The organism is Methylobacterium oryzisoli, from assembly GCF_046557895.1.
Classification (GTDB): domain Bacteria; phylum Pseudomonadota; class Alphaproteobacteria; order Rhizobiales; family Beijerinckiaceae; genus Methylobacterium; species Methylobacterium oryzisoli.
This window is the reverse complement of sequence record NZ_JBKIBX010000038.1, coordinates 34,116-55,636: the sequence shown is the minus strand read 5'-3', so window position 1 is coordinate 55,636 and position 21,521 is coordinate 34,116. Positions and strand designations below refer to the sequence as shown.

Here is a 21,521-nt window from a genome sequence, read left to right as displayed (position 1 = left end):
GGCGCGGCGCGGGAAAACGCGCCGCGCCGGGCCGTCGCGGCCGGCTCATCCCAACTCCACTCGACCAAGCGGAGATGGTCTCAGCGGTCCGCCTTCTCGCCGCGCGCCGACCGCGCGAGATAGCCCTGCGTGACGGGCACGATCTGCCGAAAGACCGCCTCGGCGGCCCTCTCCTCCTCCTTCAGCGATTGCCGCAGGACCGGCACGTCCTGGGCGTGGCCGGTCGATTCCGCGATGGCGATGAGGGAGGTGTAGGCGGCGACCTCGTAGGTCTCCACCGAGTAGTCGGTGTAGAGGTTCTTGAGCACCTCGTCCGGGGTGACGCTGTGGACGAGCGCGGCCACGTTGCCCACGGTCTGCGTCACGACGTCCTTCAGCAGCGAGCGATCCTCGCCGTGGGCGTGCAGGATGTCCGACAGCCGGGTGATCTGCTGGTCGGTCTCGCTCTTGTGCAGCCGCAGCGCCTGCACGAGGTCCGGGTAATGCGCGTACCGCTCGATCTGACGCTCCAGCATCTGCGCGGCCTGCTTCTCAAGCGCATGCGTGTTGCGCAGAGCCGTGATGTAGATCGTCTGTACAGCCTCGTTCTTTGCCAGATTCGCACCGGCGCTCGTCATCGAGTCGGCCATGAACATCCTCTCCTTCGATGGAATGAGGGCAGAACGACGGGCGCACGACTTTGTTCGACCGTGGGCATAAGTGATGGGCGCGACGAAATCCCGCGCGGTCGAGGCGCGATCCCGCGCGGTGCGACCCCGCATCCGGGAGTGGCGCGGCCGGCCGGATCGTGTATAGGAGGGCAGCCCCTCGCCCGACGCATGGCGGGGCTTTTCGCTTTGGACGACCGCGCTGGACGACATCCCGGCCCGGCCGCATCCCGAGCGGAAGCGGCGGCACGCCGCACCTGATCTCAACCCGTACGCAAGAAGGACACGCGATGTCGATCACGGCGGAGCGCAAGACGGCGCTCATCAAGGATTATGCCCGCGGCGGCGAGGACACCGGTTCGCCGGAGGTTCAGGTCGCGATCCTCACCGAGCGGATCGTCAACCTCACCGGGCACTTCAAGACCCACACCAAGGACAACCACTCGCGCCGCGGCCTGCTCAAGCTGGTCTCGCAGCGCCGGTCGCTCCTCGACTATCTGAAGCGCAAGGACGAGGCGCGCTACCGCACCCTCATCGAGCGCCTCGGCATCCGCCGCTAAGGCCTTCCGCGCGGTCCGGTCCTCCGGGCCGCGCTCTCGCTTCCGGGGTCCCGAGGATCCCTGGAGCAGCGCCCGATGGCAACGCGTTCCGGCGCTGCTCCAAGTCTCTGATCTGCCGCATTTTCTGCGACGAACCGGCAGCCGCTTCGTCGGAAAATGCTCCAGGCACGGCGCGGCCCCCGACGCGGGGGCGGCGTCCCGAGTGGGCCGGAATGGGTCCGGCCGCTCACCCTCCGGGTCCCGCGGGCGTGATCGCCAGGGCAGGATCGCCAGGGGCTCGCGGCCGCCCGCCAGCCCCTCGCCGTCTTGCACTGGCGCCGCCCCGCCCGGACCGACCGCATGAAGGCATGACGACATGTTCGACGTACAACGCGAAGAATTGCTCTGGGGTGGACGCAAGCTGGTGCTGGAGACCGGCAAGGTCGCCCGCCAGGCTGACGGCGCCGTGGTCGCCACCTACGGCGAGACCACCGTGCTCGCCACCGTGGTGTCGATGAAGGAGCCGAAGGCCGGCATCGACTTCCTGCCCCTCACGGTGAACTACCAGGAGCGCGCCTACGCGGCGGGCCGCATCCCGGGCGGCTACTTCAAGCGCGAGGGCCGGCCCTCCGAGAAGGAGACCCTGGTCTCCCGCCTGATCGACCGCCCGATCCGCCCCCTCTTCGTCGAGGGCTGGCGCAACGACACCCAGGTGGTCGTGACCGTGCTCTCGCACGACCTCGAGAACGACCCGGACGTCGTCGCGATGGTGGCGGCCTCCGCGGCGCTGACGCTCTCGGGCGTGCCCTTCATGGGGCCGATCGGCGCGGCCCGCGTCGGCTATGTCGGCGGTCAGTACAAGCTCAACCCGCTGGTCCAGGAGATGGAGGAGTCGAGCCTCGACCTCGTGGTGGCCGGCACCGACGCCGCCGTGCTGATGGTGGAGTCTGAAGCCAAGGAATTGCCCGAGGACGTGATGCTCGGGGCCGTGATGTTCGGCCACAAGCACTTCCAGCCGGTCATCGAGGCGATCATCCGGCTCGCCGAGAAGGCCGCCAAGGAGCCGCGCGATTTCCAGCCCACCGACCTCTCGGAGGTCGAGAAGGCGGTGCTGGAGGTCGGCGAGGCGGATCTGCGCGAGGCCTACAAGAAGACGGTCAAGCAGGAGCGCTACGCCGCCGTCGACGCCGTGAAGGCGAAGGTGACGGCCGCGCTCATCCCGGCCGAGGGCGAGGCCCGCTTCGAGCCCGAGAAGGTCAAGGCCGCCTTCAAGGAGGCCCAGTCGAAGGTGGTCCGCTGGAACATCCTCGACACCGGCTCGCGCATCGACGGGCGCGACGTGCGCACCGTGCGCCCGATCGTGTCGCAGGTCGGCGTGCTGCCGCGCGCCCACGGCTCGGCCCTGTTCACCCGCGGCGAGACCCAGGCGCTGGTCGTGGCGACGCTCGGCACCGGCGACGACGAGCAGTTCATCGACGCGCTGGAAGGCACCTACAAGGAGACGTTCCTCCTTCACTACAACTTCCCGCCCTATTCGGTGGGCGAGACCGGCCGCATGGGCTCGCCGGGCCGGCGTGAGATCGGCCACGGCAAGCTCGCGTGGCGCGCCGTGCACCCGCTGCTCCCGGCGGCGCACGAGTTCCCCTACACGATCCGCGTCGTGTCGGAGATCACCGAGTCGAACGGCTCCTCGTCGATGGCCTCGGTCTGCGGCGCCTCGCTGTCCCTGATGGATGCGGGCGTGCCCCTGCGCCGTCCGGTGGCGGGCATCGCCATGGGCCTGATCCTGGAGGGCGAGCGCTACGCGGTGCTCTCCGACATCCTGGGCGACGAGGACCACCTCGGCGACATGGACTTCAAGGTGGCCGGCACCTCCGAGGGCGTCACCTCCCTCCAGATGGACATCAAGATCGCCGGCATCACCGAGGAGATCATGCGGGTCGCCCTCGACCAGGCGAAGGAGGGCCGCGCCCACATCCTCGACGAGATGGCCAAGGCCCTGACCACGGCCCGGCCGGAACTCGGCGAGCACGCCCCCCGCATCGAGACCATGCAGATCCCCACCGACAAGATCCGCGAGGTCATCGGCACGGGCGGCAAGGTCATCCGCGAGATCGTGGAAAAGACCGGCGCCAAGATCGACATCCAGGACACCGGCATCATCAAGATCGCCTCGTCCGACGGCAAGGCCATCAAGGCGGCCTACAACTGGATCCGCTCGATCGTGGCGGAGGCCGAGCCCGGCATGATCTACGAGGGCACGGTCGTGAAGACGATGGAGTTCGGCGCCTTCGTCAACTTCTTCGGCGCCAAGGACGGCCTCGTCCACATCTCGGAACTGGCGCCCCAGCGCGTCGCCAAGGTCACCGACGTGGTGAAGGAAGGCGACAAGGTGAAGGTGAAGTTCTTAGGCCAGGACGAGCGCGGCAAGATCCGCCTCTCGATGAAGGTCGTCGACCAGCAGACCGGCGAGGACCTCACCGAGAAGCTGAAGGCCGAGCGTGACGCCGACCGCAACCGCGAGCGGCAGTCGCGCCAGGGCGCGGGCGAGTAGGCGCCGCACCACCCCCCGATCCGACGAGCGCGAGCGCGGCCCGACGAGGGCCGCGCTTCGCGTTTGGGTGACCCGTGCGTGCGTCGGCCGCATGGTCAGGATGCGGAACGGCACCGTTTCCCCGGCGTTCGCTCCCCGAATCCCCATTCAGGAGCGATCCCCATGTCGAATGCCCTCACGGACGTCTTCAGCGGTCCCCCGAACCTCTCCACCAAGGAGCGGGCGATCTCGGTGGTGCTGGGCCTCGGGCTCGCCGCCGCGGCGGCGCAGCCGCGCCCCAACAAGCTCCTGAGCCTCGCGGTGCTACTCGGAGGGTCGCTGCTGGCCATCCGGGGCGCCACCGGCCACTGCGCCGCCAAGGCGCTCCTCGAACAGCAGCCCGAATCCGGCCGCCTGCATTACGACACATGATTCCGCACTTCGGGATTCCCGCCGCCCGGCCAACGGATTGGCGGGTGATCCTGAAGCGCGGCGCGAACGCCAGCCGAGACACGAAAAAGGGCGCCGCGATCGCGGCGCCCTTTTTCGTCCGGCGGCGGGATGCGGGCCCGTGCGGCGTTCGCTCAGTAGGTCGTGGTGCGGCGGCTCTGGATGAAGCCCCAGATCGCCAGGACGATCACCGCGCCGACCACCGAGGCGATGAGGCCCGCGCCCTGGTTCGGTCCGTACCAGCCTACGGCCTGACCCAGAAAGGTGGCGACGAAGGCGCCCACGATGCCCAGGATCGTGGTGAGGATGAACCCGCTCGGCTCGTTGCGGCCGGGCATGATGAACTTCGCGATGACGCCGGCGATGAAGCCGATGATGATGGTCCAGAGGATCGACATGAGGGTTTCGCCTTTCGGCCTCGCTTGAGATTCCTCCGGCAACGCGCAGGACGCCGGAGGGTTGCGCGGGGCGAGCTTGTCCGTGAGCCGCCGGCCGCGGGACGCGCTCCGGCGGGGCTTTACGCGCCCGGCCCGGTGACGGCACAAGGCCAGTCGCGGAGGCCCTTTCGCGGAGGCTTCTTCCGCGAGGGCCTTTCCCCGCACTCCGGAGCAGGACGACAGCATGAGCATCCAACGGATCGAGACCGGCACGCGGATGAGCCAGGCGGTGGTGCACAACGGCACGGTCTACCTCGCCGGGCAGGTCGCTCAGGGCGACGGCGTCGCCGCCCAGACGCAGGCGATTCTGTCCCAGATCGAAACCCTGCTGGCGCAGGTCGGCTCCTCGAAGGAGCGGATCCTCGCGGCCACCATCTACCTCGCCGACATGGGGGGATTCGCCGACATGAACCGGGTCTGGGACGCCTGGGTGGCGCCCGGCCACGCGCCCGCCCGCGCCACCGTCGAGGCGAGGCTCGCCGGTCCCCAGTACGTGGTCGAGATCTCGGTGACCGCGGCGGCGGGGGCCTGAGATGGGACGACCCCTCCTGCGCCGCCGCGTCCTGCGCAGCCTCTCGGCCGGGCTCTTGGCCGCGCTCCCGGCCGCGGTCTGCCTCGCCCTCGCTTGGCCCGCGGGCGCGCAGGAGCGGGTCGTCCACGTCTACAACTGGTCGGACTATATCGACCCCAAGATGCTCGACGCCTTCACGCGCGAGACCGGCATCAAGGTCGTGTACGACACCTACGACACGAACGAGATCGTCGAGACGAAGCTGCTCGCCGGGCGCTCGGGCTACGATCTCGTGGTGCCCTCGGGGCCCTTCCTGCAGCGGCTGATCAAGGCGGGCGTCTTCCAGCCCCTCGACAAGGGCAAGCTGCCCAACCTGAAGAACGCGTGGCCCGAGGTGACCGGGCGGCTCGCCGTCTACGACCCGGGCAACACCTACGCGGTCAACTACATGTGGGGCACGACCGGGATCGGCGTGAACACCGCGCTGGTGCGCGAGCGGCTGGGGCCCAACCAGCCGCTCAACACCTGGGACGTGGTGCTGCGGCCCGAACTCGTCGCCAAGCTCAAGGAGTGCGGCGTCACCCTGCTGGATTCCCCCGACGACATTTTTCCGAACGTGCTGGCGGCGCTCGGCCTCAAGCCCGATTCGAAGCGCGTGGACGACCTCAACCAGGCCGGCGAGGCGCTCTTCCGCATCCGCGGCGCGGTGCAGAAGTTCCACTCCTCCGAGTACATCAACCAGCTCGCCAACGGCGACGTCTGCCTCTCGGTCGGCTATTCGGGCGACGTCCTCCAGGCCCGCAAGCGCGCCCAGGAGGCCAAGAACGACGTCGACATCGCCTACTTCATCCCCCAGCAGGGGGCGCTGATGTGGTTCGATTCCTTCGCGATTCCGAAGGACGCGCCCCATCCGGCCGAGGCCCACGCCTTCATCGACTTCATGATGCGGCCCGAGGTGGCGGCGGCCAACACCAACTTCGTCTCCTACGCGAGCGGCAACCTCGCGGCCAAGCCGCTCGTGAAGCCCGAGATCCTGGGCAATCCCGGCATCTACCCGGACGACGCGACCTTCCGGCGGCTGTTCACCAACACCGCCTACGACGACCGGACCCAGCGCACCGTCACGCGCCTCTGGACCCGCGTCCGCACCGGCCGCTGAGCGGAGACCGGGTCACCGTCCCGCCGCTCGGCGCCGCCGCCCGGCTCCGCCGACGGACCGGTGCGGCGGCGCGCGCGTCGGACCGGGGACGTCGCGCCCCGGCCTCGCCCAAAAGGGGCAATGCCGCTCTCGCCGGGCCTGTGCTAGCCATGACCGGGCGAGTTGGGTGGCGGTCATGGCCTATCCGTGCGAACCCGTCCTGATGCTGCTGCGGACCGCGGACGAGGCGGTGCCGCGCCTCGCCGGCCTGCTCAAGGCGAAGGGCTACGGGGTGCTGAGCGTCATCGGCCCCCGGATGAGTCCGGTCCTCACCATGCCGGGCATCGGTCTTCCCGTCCTCGACCTCGCGCTGGTCAGCGGGGCGCTGCGCCGCTCGCCCGCCCTGCCGGGCATCGCCGCGCGGCTGCGCGGCGCGTGGCCCGGCCTGCCGATCGTGGCGATCCCCGACGGTCCGCTCGCCGTGCGCGAGGCGTCGAGCCCCTACCAAGACTGCCCCGACCTCGCCGCGGGGGCGAGCCTCGACGAGCTCTGCGCGCATCTCGACGCGGTCATGCTGGACGCGGCCGAGCGCCGCTCCGCGCTGTTCCGCCTCTCCACCCGGCTCGAATGCGGCCTCCCCCGCTACGCGGCGTCCTGATGAGAGTGACGTGGACGGAGCGGCGCGCTCCCGGGCCGGATGCTATCAGGGCGGGAGGGACGGGCGAGGATCGAGGGAGCGGGCCGTGAACGTGCTGGTGGTGGACGATCATCCGATCGTTCTGCAGGGATGCCGCCGCGTGCTGGAGGATGCCGGCGTCGAGGCCGTGCACGAGGCCACCGGCGTCGTGGCGGGCTACCGCAGCTTCCACCGGCACCGCCCCGCCGTCGTGGTCGCCGACCTCACCTTCCAGGGCAACACCCTGAGCGGCCTGGAACTGATCCGCCGCATCCGGGCCGTCGCGCCGGAGACGCGCATCCTCGTCTTCAGCATGCACGACGACCCGGTGATCGTCGCCCGGGCGCTGGAGAGCGGCGCGATGGGCTACGTCCTCAAGGACACCGCCTCGGGCGACCTCTACCGCGCCTTCGAGCGGGTGCAGGCCGGCGAATCCTACCTCGATCCCGCGCTCGCCGCCGAGGTGGCGCTGCTGCGCGCCGCGTCCCGGCCCGATCCCTTCGCGGCGCTCACCGCGCGCGAGCGCCAGATCCTGGCCCTGCTCGGCGCCGGGCGCTCCCACGGCGCCATCGCCGAGGAACTGGCGGTGAGCTACAAGACCGTCGCCAATGCCTGCTCGCAGATGCGCCACAAGCTCGGCGCCCGCAGCTTGGCCGACCTGATCCGCATCGCCGTTCGCGAGGGCGAGCGGGCGCGCTGACGCCCGCCCCTCGCGACTCATCTCGCAACTGCGAGATGTCAATCATTAAAAGAACATCCACCAGATCCCATAGTCGATGGGATCGATCAATACCTAGTTTAGTCCGCTCCAGCGCCAGTCACATTCCTGCCCCTTTCGGCCCTATGTTGCGCGGTCTCAACCAAGCAAAACGGGAATGCGATATGGTTTCGAAGGCAAAGCTGGCGATCATCTGTGCGACGGCGGTCTGCGGCGTCGGTGCAACCCTACAAGCCAGCACGCCGAGCCTCGCTCAGTCCGGTGGCGCCTCCTGGTATGGACCGGGATTCCAGGGCCGCCGCACCGCCAACGGCGAGCGCTTCAACACTCACGCCCTCACGGCCGCCCACCGCAGCCTGCCGTTCGGCAGCCGGGTGCGGGTCACCAACACCAGCAACGGCCGCTCCGTGGTGGTGCGCATCAACGACCGGGGTCCCTTCGTCGGCGGACGGGTGATCGACCTGAGCCAGGCCTCCGCCCGCGCCATCGGCATCAGCGGCGTCTCCAAGGTCCGCCTGAGCCGGCTCTGAGCCGGAGCGCTCCTCGCCCCACGGCCGGGTCCGATGATCGGACTGCTCCTCTCCGCCCGGCCAGGATTCGGCTCCCGCCCGCACGATCTTCCGTGAGACCTCGCCCCGCTCCGGCGCGCGCAGCGGTGCGTCTCCGGGCGCATTGTGGGCGGGATCGACTTCTGAAGCCGGTCGGCGCTCCGGTCGGCCGCTGGGTCAGAGGGCCGTCTACCGTTCATCGGGAGTATCGACCGGACTCTCCGGATCTTGCGTCGGCGATTCGGGGCTGAACTGCTCTTTCACGAAGGTATTAAGAAAACGTCAAGTTTCTGCGCGGTCAGCGGAACTGTTCCGCGCTGTCGAGGTTGGAGGCAAGACGCCTCACGTCGACAAGCGCCACCGGAGGAGTTCCATGCCGCAGAACCCTATGGGCCCGGCATCGCGCGGCCGCGAGCTGGTCCTGGCCCTCGCCTCCGGCATGATCCTGGTCTCGACCGCCGTCGCCGTGCAGGCCGCCGATGATGGGTTCGGGGGATTGTTCCGGAGCCTGTTCGCGCCGCCGGCCCCGGTCCAGGCGGTCGCCCCGGTGGCCGCGCCGCTCCCCGATCCCTACGCCCGTCCCCTGCGGCGCCAGCGGATGCAGGCCCGGGCGGCCTTGCGCGCCCGCGCCCGCTACGTCGCCCTGCCCAAGCCCGAGGCGGCCGAGACGAAGCCCGTGAAGGTCGAGCGCCCGAGCGGGCCGTTCGATCCGCGCGCGGCGCTCCTGCGCGACCCGACGCTCCGGCCCGGCGACATCGTCATCCTCCCGGAGGGGCCGCGCGTGTTCAAGGGCGAATCCGGCAGCAAGCACCGGATGAGCGACTTCGAGGACGTGAGCCGCTCGCGCGCCGTCTCGACCAAGACCCGCCGCGACCTCATGGCCATGACCGCCCCCGTGGGCGCCCTGCCGGCCGACGAGGCGCGCCGCGCGATGGCCCGGCTCCGGCGCGGAACACCGGCCGCCGAACCCGGCGACGCCGAAGCCCGCACCGCGACCGCCATGCGGGTGATCTATCCGGCCCGCTGATCCGCGCGGAAACTCCGCACGGCCTGACCGCGCGACTTGACCGCGCGACTTGGCCGCGGGGTGCGGCTTTGGGGATGGCGGGGATGGCCGGCCGCGGCTTGCGCCGGGCCGCCCGGGTCTTGCTAGGGTGCGGCTCCCGGCCCACGCGGCCGCTCCAGCCAAGGCGTCCCGATGCGATACCTGCTGCTGCCGGCCTTCGCCGCCGCGATGCTCCTGGCCGCTCCCGCCGCCTCCGCGGTCGAAGGCGGCCAGCTCGTCGCGCAGTGCAAGAGCCTCCTGCGCAGCGCCAAGGCCCGCGGCAAGGCCCTCGAATTCCGTCAGGAGCCCGACACGGTCGGCTGCTTCGCCTTCATGAGCGCGGTTCAGGATCTCGCGGCCGTGGCCGACCGCGAGGGCGAGCCGCCGCTGCTCGGCGCCTGCCTGCCGCCGGAGGGGACGCTGCTGCAGCTGGTCCAGGCGGTCGTGACCTACGGCGGGGCGCACCCGGCCTCCCTGCGCGAGAGCGCGGGCGTGCTCGCCCTGCTGGCCCTGCGCGACGCCTATCCGTGCTCCAAGAAGTCCTGATCGACCGGCCCTCGCCATCGACCGGCCCCCCATCGCGCGTGGGGCCGGATTGTTCCGGGCCGATATTTCCTCCGGCCGCGCTTGCCCGGGCGAAGGCGCCCTCTCATCTCTCCTTCCCCGGCGGAGGCCTGTCGCCCCCGCCCACCGCGATCGGAGGATGCGAATGGCCAAGGCCGACAGGCACCACATGGGTCCCGGCGCCCAGGGGAAGGGCTCGGGCACCGGCGCGATGACCGAATTGCCGGAGGGCATCCTCGAAGAGAACATGGTGCTGTCGAACCGCGACAAGTCCCGTCACAGCGACGAGCGCGGCCTCGACGGCAAGCACGTGCAGACCGAGCAGTACCAAGACCACGCCGGCAACCGCCGCGACTTCGACGAGACGGGCGCCCCCCGCGCCGGGACCGCGACCGGCGGCGACGACCCCGGCGGCACGCAAGGCCGATGACCACTGCCGCGGGCGACGACAGCAGCCTCGCGAGCCGTCACCGGCGCTGAACGCGGACGCGCGCGCGATGCTGGCGGGATCGACGATCCCGCTGCCCTTCTCCCGCGCGGGAGAAGGGTTTTCCGCGCCTCTCGTCATGCGCCGGGCGGATGGCCGCCGCCCGCCCGGTGCCCTGGTGAGGCGCGACGCCCTCGGGCAGAACACGGGGCCCGCGCCGGACGCGGGCACGTCTCCGGGAGGGGCGGCCGGTGGGACTGATCTACGCGCTCGGCGCCTACCTGAGCTGGGGCCTCCTCGTCCCGGTGCATTTCCGCCTGCTCGACGGCACCCCGGCCTGGGTGATCCTCGGCCACCGCATCCTGTGGTCGAGCGTGTTCGTGGTGCTGCTGCTGGCGGCCCTGCGCCGGGTGCGGGTGGTGCCGCAGCGCCGCCACGCCCTGCTGATCGTCTCCGCCCTGATGATCGGCGCGAACTGGTCGCTCTACCTCTGGGCGGTGCAGAACGGCCGGATGCTCGATGCGAGCCTCGGCTACTTCATCAACCCGCTCGTGGCGGTGGCGCTCGGCGCCCTGGTGCTCGGCGAGCGGCTGCGTCCGCTCCAGCAGGCGGCGGTGGGGATCGCGGCCTTCGGGGTCGCGGTGGCGGTGGCGACCGCCGGCACCCTGCCCTGGGTGGCGCTCGCGCTCGCGGTCTCCTTCGCGCTCTACGCGCTGATCCGCAAGATGGTGCCGATCGACCCGATCCTCGGCTTCTGCGCCGAGACCTTCCTGCTCCTGCCGCTGGCGCTGGGCTACCTCGCGTGGCTCGCCCCCGAGACCGCTTCCGTCTCCTCCCTCGACGGGCGCACCCTGGGGCTCCTCCTCCTGACGGGCCTCAGCACCTCGGTGCCGCTGATCTGGTTCGCGGCCGCCGCCGGCCGGCTCAAGCTCGCGACCCTCGGGCTGATGCAGTACATCGCCCCGTCCTGCCTGCTGGTGCTGAGCGTGCTCGTCTACGGCGAGACCCTGGAGGCCTCGCGCGCCATCGTGCTCGCGCTCACCGTGGTGGCGCTGGTGCTCTACGCCGTCGATGCCGTGCGGCTCTCGCGGGCGGACGCTGCGGCGCGGCCGCAGGTCCCTCTGACGCCCGATCCGCGGCGCTGCGCCGGGTGAGGCCAGGCCCGCCGGGGCGGGCACGGGCCGGCGTCAAGGAGCCCGCGCGGGACGCCCGGGGCGGGTCGGCTCAGCGCCGCGACCGCTTCACGCGCTTGGCCCGGCGCCCCTGGGGCGCCTGGGCGCGCTGCATGCAGGCCGTGTAGATCTGGCGGCCGACGACGTAGGGCCCGAGCCCCTGCGGGTCCGGCGTCGAAAAGACCCGCGCCCGCGCCTCGTTGCGGCAGGCCGCATCCTGCGGACTCTGTATCGGTTGCGCCGCGCCCGTCCCGGCGCCGAGCACCGTCATCCCGAGCACGAGCCATCCCGTCGCCAAACCCCGCACGACGCCCCTCCCCCAAGAGACACTGATCCAAAGAGACACTGATCCAAGCACTTGGACCGACGTCCAGTTTCGGCCGCGGCCCGGTCCCGATCAAGCCCGGCGGACCGCTTATCCGGTTAGCTCAGCATCTGCAGGTCGCCGTCCACCGCCAGCGCCTGCCCCGAGATGGTGCGGCCCCGCGGCGAGGCCAGGAAGATGATCTGGTCGGCGATCTGGCGGGCCGTGACGTAATCCTTGATCGAGGCCGCCGCGAAGGCCTCCGCCTCCACCTCCGCGTAGCTCATGCCCCGCTGCTGCGCGCGCGCCTCCAGCACGCGGCGCTGGCGGTCGCCCGCGACGATGCCGGGCAGGACCGCGTTGACCCGGATGCCGTCCACCCCGAGTTCCCGCGACAGGGACTTGGTGAAGCCGATCACGCCCCACTTCGCCGCCGCGTAGGGTGAGCGCAGGGGAAAGCCGAACCGGCCCGCCACCGAGGACAGGTTGGCGATCGACGGGTTGGCGCTCTGCCGCAGCAGCGGCACCGCGAGGCGCACGCAGTTGAACTGCCCGGTGAGGCAGACGGCGAGGCAGCGGTCCCATTCCTCGGGGCCGATCGCCTCCACGCGCCCGGTCGGGCCGGCGATGCCGGCGTTGTTGACGAGCGCGTCGAGCCCGCCCAGCGACGCCTGCGCCTCCGCGAAAAGCCGCTCCACGTCCTCGCGCGAGGCGACGTCGGCCCGCGAGCCGGTGATCCCCTCCGGCAGGGCGGCCAGCGCCGCCTCGTCGACGTCGCAGACGTGGACCCGCGCGCCCTCCTCCACGAAGGCGCGGGCGATCTCGATCCCGATCCCCGCCGCGCCCGCCGTCACCAGGACCTTCAGGCCCGACAATCCCATATCCATGCTCGTCTCCTCGTCAGGTTGCCGGGGTCAGGGGGCGAGGCGCCCGCTGCCCGCGATGAAGGCCGCCGCCTCCTCGATATCCGCCACCAGGGCCGCGCGCGCGCCCAGCCCGTCCTGCGCCCGGATCGCCGCCAGCAGCCGGCCGTGATGGCGCTCCGCCGCCCCCTCCGCGAGGCGGGTTCCCGACACGCGCATGTCGAGGTTGAGCACCGGGCCGACGCGCAGCCACAGCCCCTCGATGACTGCGGTCAGGGTCGGGAGCCGGGCCGCCGCGTAGACGGCGAAATGCAGGTCCTTGTTCGCCCGCACCGCCCGCTCGAAGCTCGGCGCGGCCGCGCGCGCCTCGCGCCGGAAGAGGTCGTCCAGCGCGGCGATCGCCGCGAGGTCGGCCTCGCTGCGCGCCCGCGCCGCCTCCTCGGCGGCGAAGCCCTCGATGGCGAGCCGCACCCGCGTCAGCTCCCGGAACTGGCCGGCATCCATCAGCGGTACGCGCACCGAGCGGTTCGGCAGCACCGTGAGGGCCGCGTCGGCGGCCAGCCGCGAGACCGCCTCGCGCACCGGCATCATCGAGGTGCCGAGCTGGTCGGCGACGCGGCGCAGCGACAGGCGCTCGCCCGGGGCGAGTTCCCCGGCGATGAGGAGCCCGCGCAGTTCCGCGTAGACGCGGGCGCCGAGCGTCACGCGCTCGACCCGCCCGATCCTGCCGATGGCGTCGTCCACCTTCGCGTTCCGCCCGTTCCGGAGCCCGCCGTAACCCCTCCCGGGGCTCGACAGGCCTTCGATTTGATGTCACCGTACGTGTGATCACAGATCACGGCAAGCCAAGCGACCGTGACGGATTGTTCGGGCAGGGAACGCACCATGACGCAGGGGATGAATCCGACGCGCCGCCGCCTGATGCAGGGAGGGCTCGCCGCCGGCGCCGCCCTGGCGATGCCCGCCCTCGTGCGGGCGCAGGGCGAGGCGATCCGCATCGGGCACCTGACGCCGCGCACCGGCTTCCTCGGGCCGCTCGGCGAGTACGCCGTGGCGGCGGCCCAGCTCGCCGCCGAAGAAATCAACGCCGCGGGCGGCATCAACGGCCGGCGGCTCGAACTCCTCACCGAGGATTCGGTCAACCCGCAGACCGCGTCGAGCAAGGCCGAGCGCTACATCGAGCGCGACAAGGTCGCGGCCGTGGTGGGCGAGATCTCGTCCGCCTCGGCGCTCGCCATCGGGCAGGTGGCCCAGCGCGGGCGCACCCCGTTCTTCAACACCGGGGCGAACTCGGACGCGCTGCGCGGGCAGGATTGCAAGCGCTTCATGTTCCACATCGAGGGCGCCAACTCGATGTACGTGAAGGCGGTCGGCCGCTCGCTGGTCCAGGACGGGCTGGTGAAGGGCAAGAAGTGGTACTCGCTCACCGCCGACTACGCCTTCGGCCACGATCTCCTGCGCGTCGCCAAGGTGTTCATGCAGGGCAACGGCGGCACCTTCGCGGCCGACGAGCTGGTGCCCACCGACGCCACCGACTTCTCCGCCTACCTGATCAAGATCCGGCAGGCGAAGCCCGACCTCGTGATCTCGAACCTCGCCGGCAACCAGATCACCAACTTCCTCAAGCAGTACGCCGAGTACGGCCTGCCCTTCCCGATCGCGGGCTTCGGCTTCGACACGGCGCTCGCCTGGGGCGCCGGCCCCGGCAATTTCGCCGGCACCTGGCCCTGCCTGTGGCACCACAAGGTGGACACGCCCTCCGCCAAGGCCTTCACGGCCGCCTTCACCAAGAAGTACGGCAAGCCCCCGGAGAACCAGGCCTGGGGCGACTACAACGCCGTGAAGATCGTCGCCCAGGCGATCCGCGAGGCGAAGTCGACCGAGGGGCCGGCCCTGGTCTCCTACCTGGAGGGCGGCGCCAAGTTCGACGTGCTCAAGCCCCGCCCGGGCTATTTCCGGTCCCGCGACCACCAGCTCATCAGCGAGATGTACGCCATCACCGCGCTGCCGGCCGACAAGGTGAAGGACAAGTGGGACATCTTCTCCTCCTCGCCCGCCCTGCCGGGGCCGAACGAGGACCTGGAGGTGCTGGCCCCCACCGCCGAGGAGGCGGGCTGCAAGATGGAGGGGTGACGGGCGGCGCCTTGCGCACGTCCGCCAAGTAAGGCGCGGGCCGCACCGGAACCCCCCTCCCGCACGGGAGAGGGGTTCCCGCGCTGTCCTGCGCGAACGCCATGACCGGCCTCGAGACACCGGAACCGACCCCGTGATGCTCCTCACCCTCGCCGTCGAGCAGGTCGTCAACGGCCTCTTCCTCGGGGCGATCTACCTCCTGATCGCCCTCGGGCTGTCGCTGATCTTCAGCTTAGGCGGCATCGTGAACCTCGCGCACGGGGCGTTCTTCGCCATCGGCGCCTACCTCACCATCGTGCTCTCGCCGTATGTCGGCTTCGGCGGGGCCGTCGTGGCGGCGCCCGTGCTGGTGGGGCTGATCGGGCTTCTGGTCGAGCGGGTGCTCTTCCGCCGCTTCTACCGCTCGGACCCGATTCTCTCGCTCCTGCTCACCTTCGGCCTCGCCATGGTGGCCGAGCAGGCGCTGCGCATGATCTTCGGCGCGCCGCCCCTGCCCTACGGCATCCCGCAGGCCCTGCGCGGCCAGATCTTCGTCGGCGACTTCATCCTCTCGCGCTACCGCCTGACCATCCTGGCCGCGGTGGTGGTCGCGGTGGCGGCGGTGTGGTTCTTGCTCCAGCGCACCACCTTCGGGCGCGTGGTGCGGGCCGGCGTGCAGAACCCCGACATGGTCGCGGCGCTCGGCATCTCGCTCAAGCCCTACATGGCGGCGGTCGTCGTCATCAGCGTCGGGCTCGCGGCGCTCGCCGGCGTGATGCTGGCGCCGATCTCCGGCGTGCACCCGGCGATGGGCGCGGAGGTGCTCACCGGCGCCTTCGTGGTGGTGGTGATCGGCGGCCTCGGCTCGTTCTGGGGCGTCGTGGCGGCCGCCCTCATCGTCGGCGTGGTCCGCGGCCTGATGGTTCTCGTCTATCCGGGCTTCGCCGAGGCGGCGATCTACGCCCTCATGGCCATCATCCTGCTCGTCCGGCCGCGCGGCCTGTTCGGCGAGCGCATCCTGCGCTTCGAGTAGGGACCTGAGCCCGATGCCGCACACCGACCGGCTCGTCCTGCCCGCCTTCGCGCTCGCGCTCGCCGCCCTGCCCTTCGCGCTCCAGGGCCTCGGCCTGACGCTGACCTCCGCCACCGACGTCGTGGTCTTCGCGGTGGCGTGCCTCGGCCTCAACATCCTGGTCGGCCAGACCGGCCTCGTCTCGTTCGGGCACGGGGCCTTCTTCGGCCTGGGCGCCTACGCGGCGGCGATCAGCCAGCGCGCGCTGTTTCCCGGCGGCATCGTGGCGCCCGCCCTGTTCGCCCTCGCCTTCGTGGCGCTCGCCGCGCTGCTGCTCGGCCTGCTGATCCTGCGCCGGCGCGGGGTCTACTTCTCGCTCCTGACGCTCGCGCTCTCGGCGCTCACCTTCACGGTGGCCTATCGCTGGACCGCGCTCACGGGCGGCGAGAGCGGCTTCGGCGGCGTCCAGCGCCCGGCGCTGGCGGGGTTCGACCTGGAGCGGCCGGGCCTGTGGTACACGGTGGTGGCCGTCCTCGGCTTCGCGGTGCTCTACGCCCTGTCGCGCCTGCGCCGCTCGCCCGTCGGCACGGTGCTGGAGGCGATCCGCGAGAACGAGCAGCGGGCGCGCTTCCTCGGCTACCCGACCAACCGCTACAAGCTCCTCGCCTTCGCGGTCTCGGCGAGCGTGACGGGGCTCGCCGGCGTGCTCTCGGTCTTCACCCACCGCTTCGCCTCGGCCGAGCCCCTCGGCATCGCCTTCTCGGGCGAACTGCTCGCCATGGTGGTGATCGGCGGCATGCGCAGCCTCGCCGGGCCGGCGATCGGCGCCCTGTTCTTCATCCTGTTTCGCGAGCTGCTCTCGATCTGGACCAGCGACTGGCTCTTCTGGTTCGGCCTGCTGTTCGTCGGCTTCATCCTGTTCTCGCCGGACGGGCTCGTCGGCATCGGCCGGCGCCTCTACCGGATGGTGCGGCCCGCCGCCACCGAGGACGCCGCCATGGCCGGACGCCGTGCCGGCGCGCCCGAGAACCTGCCGGCCTTCCTGCGGCCGGACGCCCCCGTGCCGGGCGCGATCCTCGCGGCGAACGGCATCTCGAAGCGCTTCGGCGGCATCAAGGCGGTGGAGGACGTCACCATCGCGGTGCGCGACCGGACGCTGCATGCCCTGATCGGCCCGAACGGCGCGGGCAAGACCACCGCCTTCAACCTGATCTCGGGCATGTTCAAGCCCGATACCGGGACCGTGACCCTGGAGGAGCGCCCGGTCGCCGGCCTCTCGCCGGAGCGGATCTGCCAGGCGGGCCTCGGGCGCTCGTTCCAGATCACCAACCTGTTCCCGGCGCTCAGCGTCGAGGAGAACATCCGCCTCGCGGTCCAGGGCCGCCATCCCGGGCGCTTCCATCCCTGGCGGGACGCCCGCAGCGAGCCCGCGGTGGCGGCCGAGACCACCGAGATCCTGCGCTGGCTCGGCCTCGCCGGCCTGGAGCGGGCGGAGGCCGGCTCCCTCTCGTATGGCGGCCAGCGCCTCCTCGACATGGGCGTGGCGCTCGCCACCAAGCCCCGGGTGCTGCTCCTCGACGAGCCGCTGGCCGGCCTCGCGGCGGCCGAGCGCGGGCGCATCGGCGACATCATCAAGCGGGTCTCCACCGAGGTGCCCGTCCTGATGGTCGAGCACGACATCGACCGCGTCTTCCAGATCGCCGACGCCGTGACGGTGATGAACGAGGGCCGGGTGCTGGTCGACGGCACCGTCGAGGATGCCCGCTCCAGCAAGGCGGTGCAGGAGGTCTATATCGGCTCGGGCACCGCCGCGATGGCCGCCAAGCCCCGCCCCAGCGCCGCCGAGCCCCGCACGCTGCTCGCGCTCGACAACGTCGACACCTTCTACGGCAAGAGCCACATCCTCTCGGGCGTCACCTTCGACGTGCACGAGCACGAGATCGTGGCCCTGCTCGGCCGCAACGGGGCCGGCAAGTCCACCTGCCTCAAGACCATCACGGGCATCGCCCCGCACGCGTCCGGCCACATCCGCCTGGGGGCCGATTCCCTCGACGGGCGCTCGGCGGCGTCGATCGCGCGCGCGGGCATCGGCTACGTGCCGCAGGGGCGCGGCCTCTTCGCCGGCATGAGCGTCGCCGAAAATCTCGAACTCGGCCGCCTGCGGCGGCTCACCGGCAACGGCGTGCACTGGGACGAGGAGCGCATCCTCGCCTACTTCCCGCGCCTGCGCGAGCGCTGGCGCACCGCCGCCGACTACCTCTCGGGCGGCGAGCAGCAGATGGTGGCGGTGGCTCGCGCCCTCTCCGGCGACGTGCGGGTGCTGCTCCTCGACGAGCCCTTCGAGGGGCTGGCGCCCGCCATCGTCGAGAGCCTGTTCGAGACCTTCGATCGCTTGCGCCGCGAGGTCTCGATCGTCATCGTCGACCACAACCTCGACCTCGCGCTCGCGCTCTCGGACCGCACGGTGGCGCTGGAGCGCGGCCGGGTGATGCATGTCGGCCCCTCGCAGGCCCTGCGGGACGACCTCGATCTGCGCCGGCAAGTTCTGTGGTTGTGAGGCTGTGGCTGTGACGGCCCGATCACCGGAGACCTCTTTGATGCCAGTCGTCGCGATCGTCGGAGCCGGGCTGATCGGCCGCTCCTGGGCCGTGGTCTTCGCCCGCGCGGGGTTCGAGGTCCGCCTCACCGACGTGCAGGAGGCCGCGCTCATGGCCGCGCCCGGCCATATCGAGGAGGCGCTGCGCCAGCTCGCGGCCCACGGCCTCGTCGCGGACGTGCCGACCATCCTCGCCCGGGTGCGCACGACGCCGTCGCTCGCCGAGGCGGTGGCGGGCGCCGACCTCGTGCAGGAGAACGGCCCCGAGACCGTGGAGGCCAAGCGCGCGCTCTTTTCCGAACTCGACGCGCTCTGCGCGCCCGGGACGATCCTCGCCTCCTCGACCTCGGCCATCGTGGCCTCGCGCTTCACCGAGAATCTCCCCGGCCGCGCCCGCTGCCTCGTCGGCCACCCGGTCAACCCGCCCCACCTCGTGCCGGTGGTGGAGCTCTGCGGCGCCCCCTGGACCGATCCGGCCGTGGTGGAGCGCGCCCGCGCCCTCTACGCCGCCGCCGGCCAGGAGCCCGTGACGGTGCACCGCGAGGTGGAAGGCTTCGTGCTCAACCGCCTCCAGGGCGCCCTGCTCTCGGAGGCGTTCCGCCTCGTCGCCGACGGCGTGGTGAGCCCCGAGGACCTCGACAAGACCGTGGCGGCGGGCCTGGGGCTGCGCTGGTCCTTCCTCGGCCCCTTCGCCACCATTGATCTCAACGCGCCCGGGGGCGTTGCCGATTACGGGGCCCGCTACGGCGGCTTCTACCGCAGCCTCGCGGCCGACCCGGCCCCGCCGTCGGTCTGGGAGGCGGACACCCTCGCCCGGATCGTCGCCGCCTGGGACGGCGGCCCCGATCCGGACCCGGCCGAGGCGCGCGCGCGCCGCCGCGACGCCCGCCTCGCCGCCCTGATGGCGCACAAGCGCGCCCAACGCTGACAGGAGTTCGTTCCATGGCCCCCCGGAAAGTCATCATCACCTGCGCGGTGACGGGCGCGATCCACACCCCCTCGATGTCCCCCCACCTGCCGGTGACGCCCGAGGAGATCGCCGAGGCCGCGATCGGTGCCGCCGAGGCCGGCGCGGCCATCGTCCACCTGCACGCCCGCGACCCGAAGACCGGCAAGCCCGACCAGAGTCCCGAGGCCTTCCAGCCCTTCCTGTCGGTGATCAAGCAGCGGGCGAACTGCGTGGTGAACCTCACCACCGGCGGCGCCCCCACCATGGGCATCGACGAGCGCCTCGCGCCCGCCGCCCACTTCAAGCCGGAGGTCGCCTCCCTCAACATGGGCTCGATGAATTTCGGGCTCTACCCGATGCTGGACCGCTTCAAGTCGTTCCAGCACGATTGGGAAGAACCCTACCTCGCCGGCTCGCGCGACCGCATCTTCAAGAATACCTTCGCGGATATCGAGCACATCCTCACCACCTGCGCCGAGAACGGCACCCGCTTCGAGGTGGAGTGCTACGACATCGGCCATCTCTACACGCTGGCCCACTTCGCCGACCGCGGCGTGATCAAGCCGCCGTTCTTCGTCCAGAGCGTCTTCGGCATCCTCGGCGGCATCGGCCCGCATCCGGAGGATGTGGCCCACATGAAGCGCACCGCCGACCGGCTCTTCGGCCAGGATTACCGCTGGTCGGTGCTGGGGGCCGGCCGCAATCAGCTCCCGATCGCCGCCCAGGCCGCCGCGATGGGCGGCAACGTCCGCGTCGGCCTGGAGGATTCCCTCTGGATCGGTCCCGGCCAGTTCGCCCGCTCGAACGCCGAGCAGGTCACGCGGGTGCGCCAGATCATCGAGGGCCTGGGCCTGGAGATCGCGACCCCGGACGACGCGCGCGGGATCCTGGAGCTGAAGGGCGGCGACCGGGTCGGGTTCTGACGTCGGCGTCCGACATGACCGGGACCGCGAAGCCCGGGAGGCTTCGCGCATCCCTTCCTTTTCCCGGGCGCATGCAGCGACAGCGGAATGCGACCCGGGATCCAGCCCCGTGAAGCGCCGCGAAGCGGCTCCGCCTCTCGGCGCGATCGCTGAAGGCCGACGCTTCGCGACATCATCGCCTGGATCCCGGATCTCCTTCCACGTCGTTCCAGTCGTCCGGGAAAGCGCGCCAGTGTCCGTAGTGCGAGCGCCCTACGGCCGCAGCGCGCCCTGCGCGTCCACGTAGAGCGCGTAGACCGAGGTGCTCGCGGTCATGAACAGGCGGTTGCGCCTGACGCCGCCGAAGCAGAGGTTGGCGCAGGTCTCCGGCAGGTGGATCTTGCCGATCAGGGTGCCGTCGGGCGCGTAGCAGCGCACCCCGTCCTCGGCCGGGTCGGCCCAGCCCATGCTGCACCAGACGTTGCCGTCCTCGTCCGTGCGCAGGCCGTCCGTGAGCCCGGGCGCGAAATCGTCGGCGAAGACCCGGCCGCCCGCGAGGCGTGCGCCCTCCACCGCGAAGGCCCGGATGTGCGCCCGCCGCCCGTTCCCGGTGGCGCTGTCGACCACGTAGAGGATGCGCTCGTCCGGCGAGAAGGCGAGGCCGTTCGGCCGCGCCATGTCCTCGACCATCACGGCCGCCCGGCCGGTCCCGGGATCGAGGCGGTAGACCCGCGTCGGCAGCTCCGCCGCCGCCTTGATGCCCTCGTAGTTCCCGTCGATGCCGTAGCCCGGATCCGTGAACCAGATGCCGCCGTCGGAGGCCACCACCACGTCGTTGGGGGCGTTGAGCGGCTTGCCCTCGAACCGGTCGAGCAGGACCGTGATGCGGCCGTCGTGCTCGGTGCGGGTCACCCGCCGCGTGCCGTGCTCGCAGGTCACGAGCCGGCCCTCCCGGTCGCGGGTGTTGCCGTTGGAATGGTGCGAGGGCGACCGGAAGACGCTGACATGGCCGTCCTCCTCCAGCCAGCGCAGCATCCGGTCGTTCGGAATGTCGCTCCACAGGAGGTAGCCGCCGTCGCGGACGTAGACCGGCCCCTCCGCCCAGCGGAATCCGGTGGCGATCCGCTCGATGCCCGCGTTGCCGATCTTGGCCGTGAAGCGCGGATCGAGCGCCTCGATGCGCGGATCGGGGTAGCGGGTACCGGGCAGGTTGCCGAGCGGCAGCCCGCCGGCGAGGGCCTCGTGGCCGACGGCCGCGAAGGCGCCGGCTCCCGTCAGAACGTCGCGTCGGTTCATGATTCGACTTCCCTTCCGTTACGGACGGGTGAATGTAGGACGCAAGGCGCGGGCGTCCCGCCCGCGCCCGCGAGCGCGGCGT

Annotated in this window: 23 protein-coding genes; 17 read left to right on the top strand and 6 right to left on the bottom strand. The window is 71.4% G+C overall.

Going from position 1 to position 21,521, the window contains the following annotated elements; translation table 11 throughout:
* Positions 1–80: 80 nt before the first annotated feature.
* The gene (locus ACKUB9_RS26620; protein WP_407528956.1) at positions 81–629 is read right to left on the bottom strand and encodes a ferritin-like domain-containing protein; all 549 of its coding nucleotides are present in this window, start codon (positions 627–629) and stop codon (positions 81–83) included.
* A gap of 308 nt (positions 630–937) precedes the next feature.
* Here ACKUB9_RS26620 and rpsO point away from each other — a divergent pair, with 308 nt between their 5' ends.
* The 3 genes from rpsO to ACKUB9_RS26605 all read left to right on the top strand — a co-directional run bounded on the left by rpsO (position 938) and on the right by ACKUB9_RS26605 (position 4,151).
* On the top strand, positions 938–1,207 hold the full coding sequence (rpsO, locus tag ACKUB9_RS26615) for a 30S ribosomal protein S15 (RefSeq protein ID WP_407528954.1): 270 nt from the start codon (positions 938–940) through the stop codon (positions 1,205–1,207).
* A gap of 355 nt (positions 1,208–1,562) precedes the next feature.
* On the top strand, positions 1,563–3,740 hold the full coding sequence (gene pnp, locus ACKUB9_RS26610; protein WP_407528952.1) for a polyribonucleotide nucleotidyltransferase: 2,178 nt from the start codon (positions 1,563–1,565) through the stop codon (positions 3,738–3,740).
* A 162-nt stretch (positions 3,741–3,902) separates the two neighbouring features.
* A complete protein-coding gene (locus ACKUB9_RS26605; protein ID WP_407528950.1) occupies positions 3,903–4,151 on the top strand; it encodes a YgaP-like transmembrane domain in 249 nt (82 codons plus the stop codon).
* A gap of 152 nt (positions 4,152–4,303) precedes the next feature.
* Here ACKUB9_RS26605 and ACKUB9_RS26600 read toward each other — a convergent pair whose 3' ends face one another.
* Entirely contained in the window at positions 4,304–4,567 is a 264-nt protein-coding gene (locus ACKUB9_RS26600) for a GlsB/YeaQ/YmgE family stress response membrane protein (protein ID WP_238240524.1), read from the bottom strand.
* 223 nt (positions 4,568–4,790) lie between these two features.
* Here ACKUB9_RS26600 and ACKUB9_RS26595 point away from each other — a divergent pair, with 223 nt between their 5' ends.
* From ACKUB9_RS26595 to rarD, 9 genes are all read left to right on the top strand, one after another.
* Positions 4,791–5,138, top strand: a complete 348-nt coding sequence (locus ACKUB9_RS26595) for a RidA family protein (RefSeq protein WP_407528948.1) — start codon at positions 4,791–4,793, stop codon at positions 5,136–5,138.
* Between the two features lies 1 nt (position 5,139).
* Entirely contained in the window at positions 5,140–6,276 is a 1,137-nt protein-coding gene (locus tag ACKUB9_RS26590) for a polyamine ABC transporter substrate-binding protein (protein ID WP_407528946.1), read from the top strand.
* A gap of 175 nt (positions 6,277–6,451) precedes the next feature.
* On the top strand, positions 6,452–6,913 hold the full coding sequence (locus ACKUB9_RS26585; protein WP_407528944.1) for a hypothetical protein: 462 nt from the start codon (positions 6,452–6,454) through the stop codon (positions 6,911–6,913).
* Positions 6,914–6,998: 85 nt separating this feature from the next.
* Positions 6,999–7,631: a response regulator gene (locus ACKUB9_RS26580; RefSeq protein WP_407528941.1), complete on the top strand. Its 633-nt coding sequence runs from the start codon at positions 6,999–7,001 to the stop codon at positions 7,629–7,631.
* Between the two features lie 182 nt (positions 7,632–7,813).
* Complete coding sequence (locus ACKUB9_RS26575) at positions 7,814–8,179, top strand: septal ring lytic transglycosylase RlpA family protein (protein WP_407528939.1); 366 nt, start codon at positions 7,814–7,816, stop codon at positions 8,177–8,179.
* Between the two features lie 391 nt (positions 8,180–8,570).
* Positions 8,571–9,224 (top strand): hypothetical protein, encoded by a 654-nt coding sequence (locus ACKUB9_RS26570; RefSeq protein WP_407528938.1) that lies wholly within the window; start codon positions 8,571–8,573, stop codon positions 9,222–9,224.
* Positions 9,225–9,395: 171 nt separating this feature from the next.
* The gene (locus ACKUB9_RS26565) at positions 9,396–9,788 is read left to right on the top strand and encodes a Rap1a/Tai family immunity protein (RefSeq protein ID WP_407528936.1); all 393 of its coding nucleotides are present in this window, start codon (positions 9,396–9,398) and stop codon (positions 9,786–9,788) included.
* Positions 9,789–9,951: 163 nt separating this feature from the next.
* A complete protein-coding gene (locus tag ACKUB9_RS26560; RefSeq protein WP_407528935.1) occupies positions 9,952–10,236 on the top strand; it encodes a hypothetical protein in 285 nt (94 codons plus the stop codon).
* A 248-nt stretch (positions 10,237–10,484) separates the two neighbouring features.
* Positions 10,485–11,387, top strand: a complete 903-nt coding sequence (rarD, locus tag ACKUB9_RS26555; protein ID WP_407528933.1) for an EamA family transporter RarD — start codon at positions 10,485–10,487, stop codon at positions 11,385–11,387.
* A 70-nt stretch (positions 11,388–11,457) separates the two neighbouring features.
* Here the strand turns inward: rarD and ACKUB9_RS26550 are convergent, their stop codons facing one another.
* The 3 genes from ACKUB9_RS26550 to ACKUB9_RS26540 all read right to left on the bottom strand — a co-directional run bounded on the left by ACKUB9_RS26550 (position 11,458) and on the right by ACKUB9_RS26540 (position 13,316).
* Positions 11,458–11,712 (bottom strand): hypothetical protein, encoded by a 255-nt coding sequence (locus ACKUB9_RS26550; RefSeq protein WP_407528931.1) that lies wholly within the window; start codon positions 11,710–11,712, stop codon positions 11,458–11,460.
* Positions 11,713–11,828: 116 nt separating this feature from the next.
* Complete coding sequence (locus tag ACKUB9_RS26545) at positions 11,829–12,596, bottom strand: SDR family oxidoreductase (RefSeq protein WP_407528929.1); 768 nt, start codon at positions 12,594–12,596, stop codon at positions 11,829–11,831.
* 27 nt (positions 12,597–12,623) lie between these two features.
* Entirely contained in the window at positions 12,624–13,316 is a 693-nt protein-coding gene (locus tag ACKUB9_RS26540; RefSeq protein ID WP_407528927.1) for a GntR family transcriptional regulator, read from the bottom strand.
* Positions 13,317–13,457: 141 nt separating this feature from the next.
* On the opposite strand from ACKUB9_RS26540, the gene ACKUB9_RS26535 reads away from it, so the two are divergent.
* The 5 genes from ACKUB9_RS26535 (at position 13,458) to kce (ending at position 20,164) form a co-directional block, all read left to right on the top strand.
* Positions 13,458–14,705 (top strand): ABC transporter substrate-binding protein, encoded by a 1,248-nt coding sequence (locus ACKUB9_RS26535; protein WP_407528926.1) that lies wholly within the window; start codon positions 13,458–13,460, stop codon positions 14,703–14,705.
* Positions 14,706–14,841: 136 nt separating this feature from the next.
* Positions 14,842–15,717 carry a branched-chain amino acid ABC transporter permease gene (locus tag ACKUB9_RS26530; protein ID WP_407528979.1) on the top strand — a complete coding sequence of 292 codons (876 nt, stop codon included), beginning with the start codon at positions 14,842–14,844 and terminating at the stop codon, positions 15,715–15,717.
* A 13-nt stretch (positions 15,718–15,730) separates the two neighbouring features.
* Positions 15,731–18,253 carry a branched-chain amino acid ABC transporter ATP-binding protein/permease gene (locus ACKUB9_RS26525; protein ID WP_407528925.1) on the top strand — a complete coding sequence of 841 codons (2,523 nt, stop codon included), beginning with the start codon at positions 15,731–15,733 and terminating at the stop codon, positions 18,251–18,253.
* Between the two features lie 40 nt (positions 18,254–18,293).
* On the top strand, positions 18,294–19,220 hold the full coding sequence (locus tag ACKUB9_RS26520; protein WP_407528922.1) for a 3-hydroxyacyl-CoA dehydrogenase: 927 nt from the start codon (positions 18,294–18,296) through the stop codon (positions 19,218–19,220).
* Positions 19,221–19,234: 14 nt separating this feature from the next.
* Entirely contained in the window at positions 19,235–20,164 is a 930-nt protein-coding gene (gene kce, locus ACKUB9_RS26515; protein WP_407528921.1) for a 3,5-dioxohexanoate:acetyl-CoA acetone transferase, read from the top strand.
* A gap of 252 nt (positions 20,165–20,416) precedes the next feature.
* Here the strand turns inward: kce and ACKUB9_RS26510 are convergent, their stop codons facing one another.
* A complete protein-coding gene (locus tag ACKUB9_RS26510) occupies positions 20,417–21,439 on the bottom strand; it encodes an SMP-30/gluconolactonase/LRE family protein (protein WP_407528919.1) in 1,023 nt (340 codons plus the stop codon).
* Between the last annotated feature and the right edge of the window lie 82 nt (positions 21,440–21,521).

Bases quoted from the DNA above. Each gene is read 5' to 3' on its own strand.
- ACKUB9_RS26620 (WP_407528956.1), bottom strand. From the start codon at position 629: ATGGCCGACTCGATGACGAGCGCCGGTGCGAATCTGGCAAAGAACGAG.
- rpsO (WP_407528954.1), top strand. From the start codon at position 938: ATGTCGATCACGGCGGAGCGCAAGACGGCGCTCATCAAGGATTATGCC.
- pnp (WP_407528952.1), top strand. From the start codon at position 1,563: ATGTTCGACGTACAACGCGAAGAATTGCTCTGGGGTGGACGCAAGCTG.
- ACKUB9_RS26605 (WP_407528950.1), top strand. From the start codon at position 3,903: ATGTCGAATGCCCTCACGGACGTCTTCAGCGGTCCCCCGAACCTCTCC.
- ACKUB9_RS26600 (WP_238240524.1), bottom strand. From the start codon at position 4,567: ATGTCGATCCTCTGGACCATCATCATCGGCTTCATCGCCGGCGTCATC.
- ACKUB9_RS26595 (WP_407528948.1), top strand. From the start codon at position 4,791: ATGAGCATCCAACGGATCGAGACCGGCACGCGGATGAGCCAGGCGGTG.
- ACKUB9_RS26590 (WP_407528946.1), top strand. From the start codon at position 5,140: ATGGGACGACCCCTCCTGCGCCGCCGCGTCCTGCGCAGCCTCTCGGCC.
- ACKUB9_RS26585 (WP_407528944.1), top strand. From the start codon at position 6,452: ATGGCCTATCCGTGCGAACCCGTCCTGATGCTGCTGCGGACCGCGGAC.
- ACKUB9_RS26575 (WP_407528939.1), top strand. From the start codon at position 7,814: ATGGTTTCGAAGGCAAAGCTGGCGATCATCTGTGCGACGGCGGTCTGC.
- ACKUB9_RS26570 (WP_407528938.1), top strand. From the start codon at position 8,571: ATGCCGCAGAACCCTATGGGCCCGGCATCGCGCGGCCGCGAGCTGGTC.
- ACKUB9_RS26565 (WP_407528936.1), top strand. From the start codon at position 9,396: ATGCGATACCTGCTGCTGCCGGCCTTCGCCGCCGCGATGCTCCTGGCC.
- ACKUB9_RS26560 (WP_407528935.1), top strand. From the start codon at position 9,952: ATGGCCAAGGCCGACAGGCACCACATGGGTCCCGGCGCCCAGGGGAAG.
- ACKUB9_RS26545 (WP_407528929.1), bottom strand. From the start codon at position 12,596: ATGGATATGGGATTGTCGGGCCTGAAGGTCCTGGTGACGGCGGGCGCG.
- ACKUB9_RS26535 (WP_407528926.1), top strand. From the start codon at position 13,458: ATGACGCAGGGGATGAATCCGACGCGCCGCCGCCTGATGCAGGGAGGG.
- ACKUB9_RS26530 (WP_407528979.1), top strand. From the start codon at position 14,842: ATGCTCCTCACCCTCGCCGTCGAGCAGGTCGTCAACGGCCTCTTCCTC.
- ACKUB9_RS26525 (WP_407528925.1), top strand. From the start codon at position 15,731: ATGCCGCACACCGACCGGCTCGTCCTGCCCGCCTTCGCGCTCGCGCTC.
- ACKUB9_RS26520 (WP_407528922.1), top strand. From the start codon at position 18,294: ATGCCAGTCGTCGCGATCGTCGGAGCCGGGCTGATCGGCCGCTCCTGG.
- kce (WP_407528921.1), top strand. From the start codon at position 19,235: ATGGCCCCCCGGAAAGTCATCATCACCTGCGCGGTGACGGGCGCGATC.
- ACKUB9_RS26510 (WP_407528919.1), bottom strand. From the start codon at position 21,439: ATGAACCGACGCGACGTTCTGACGGGAGCCGGCGCCTTCGCGGCCGTC.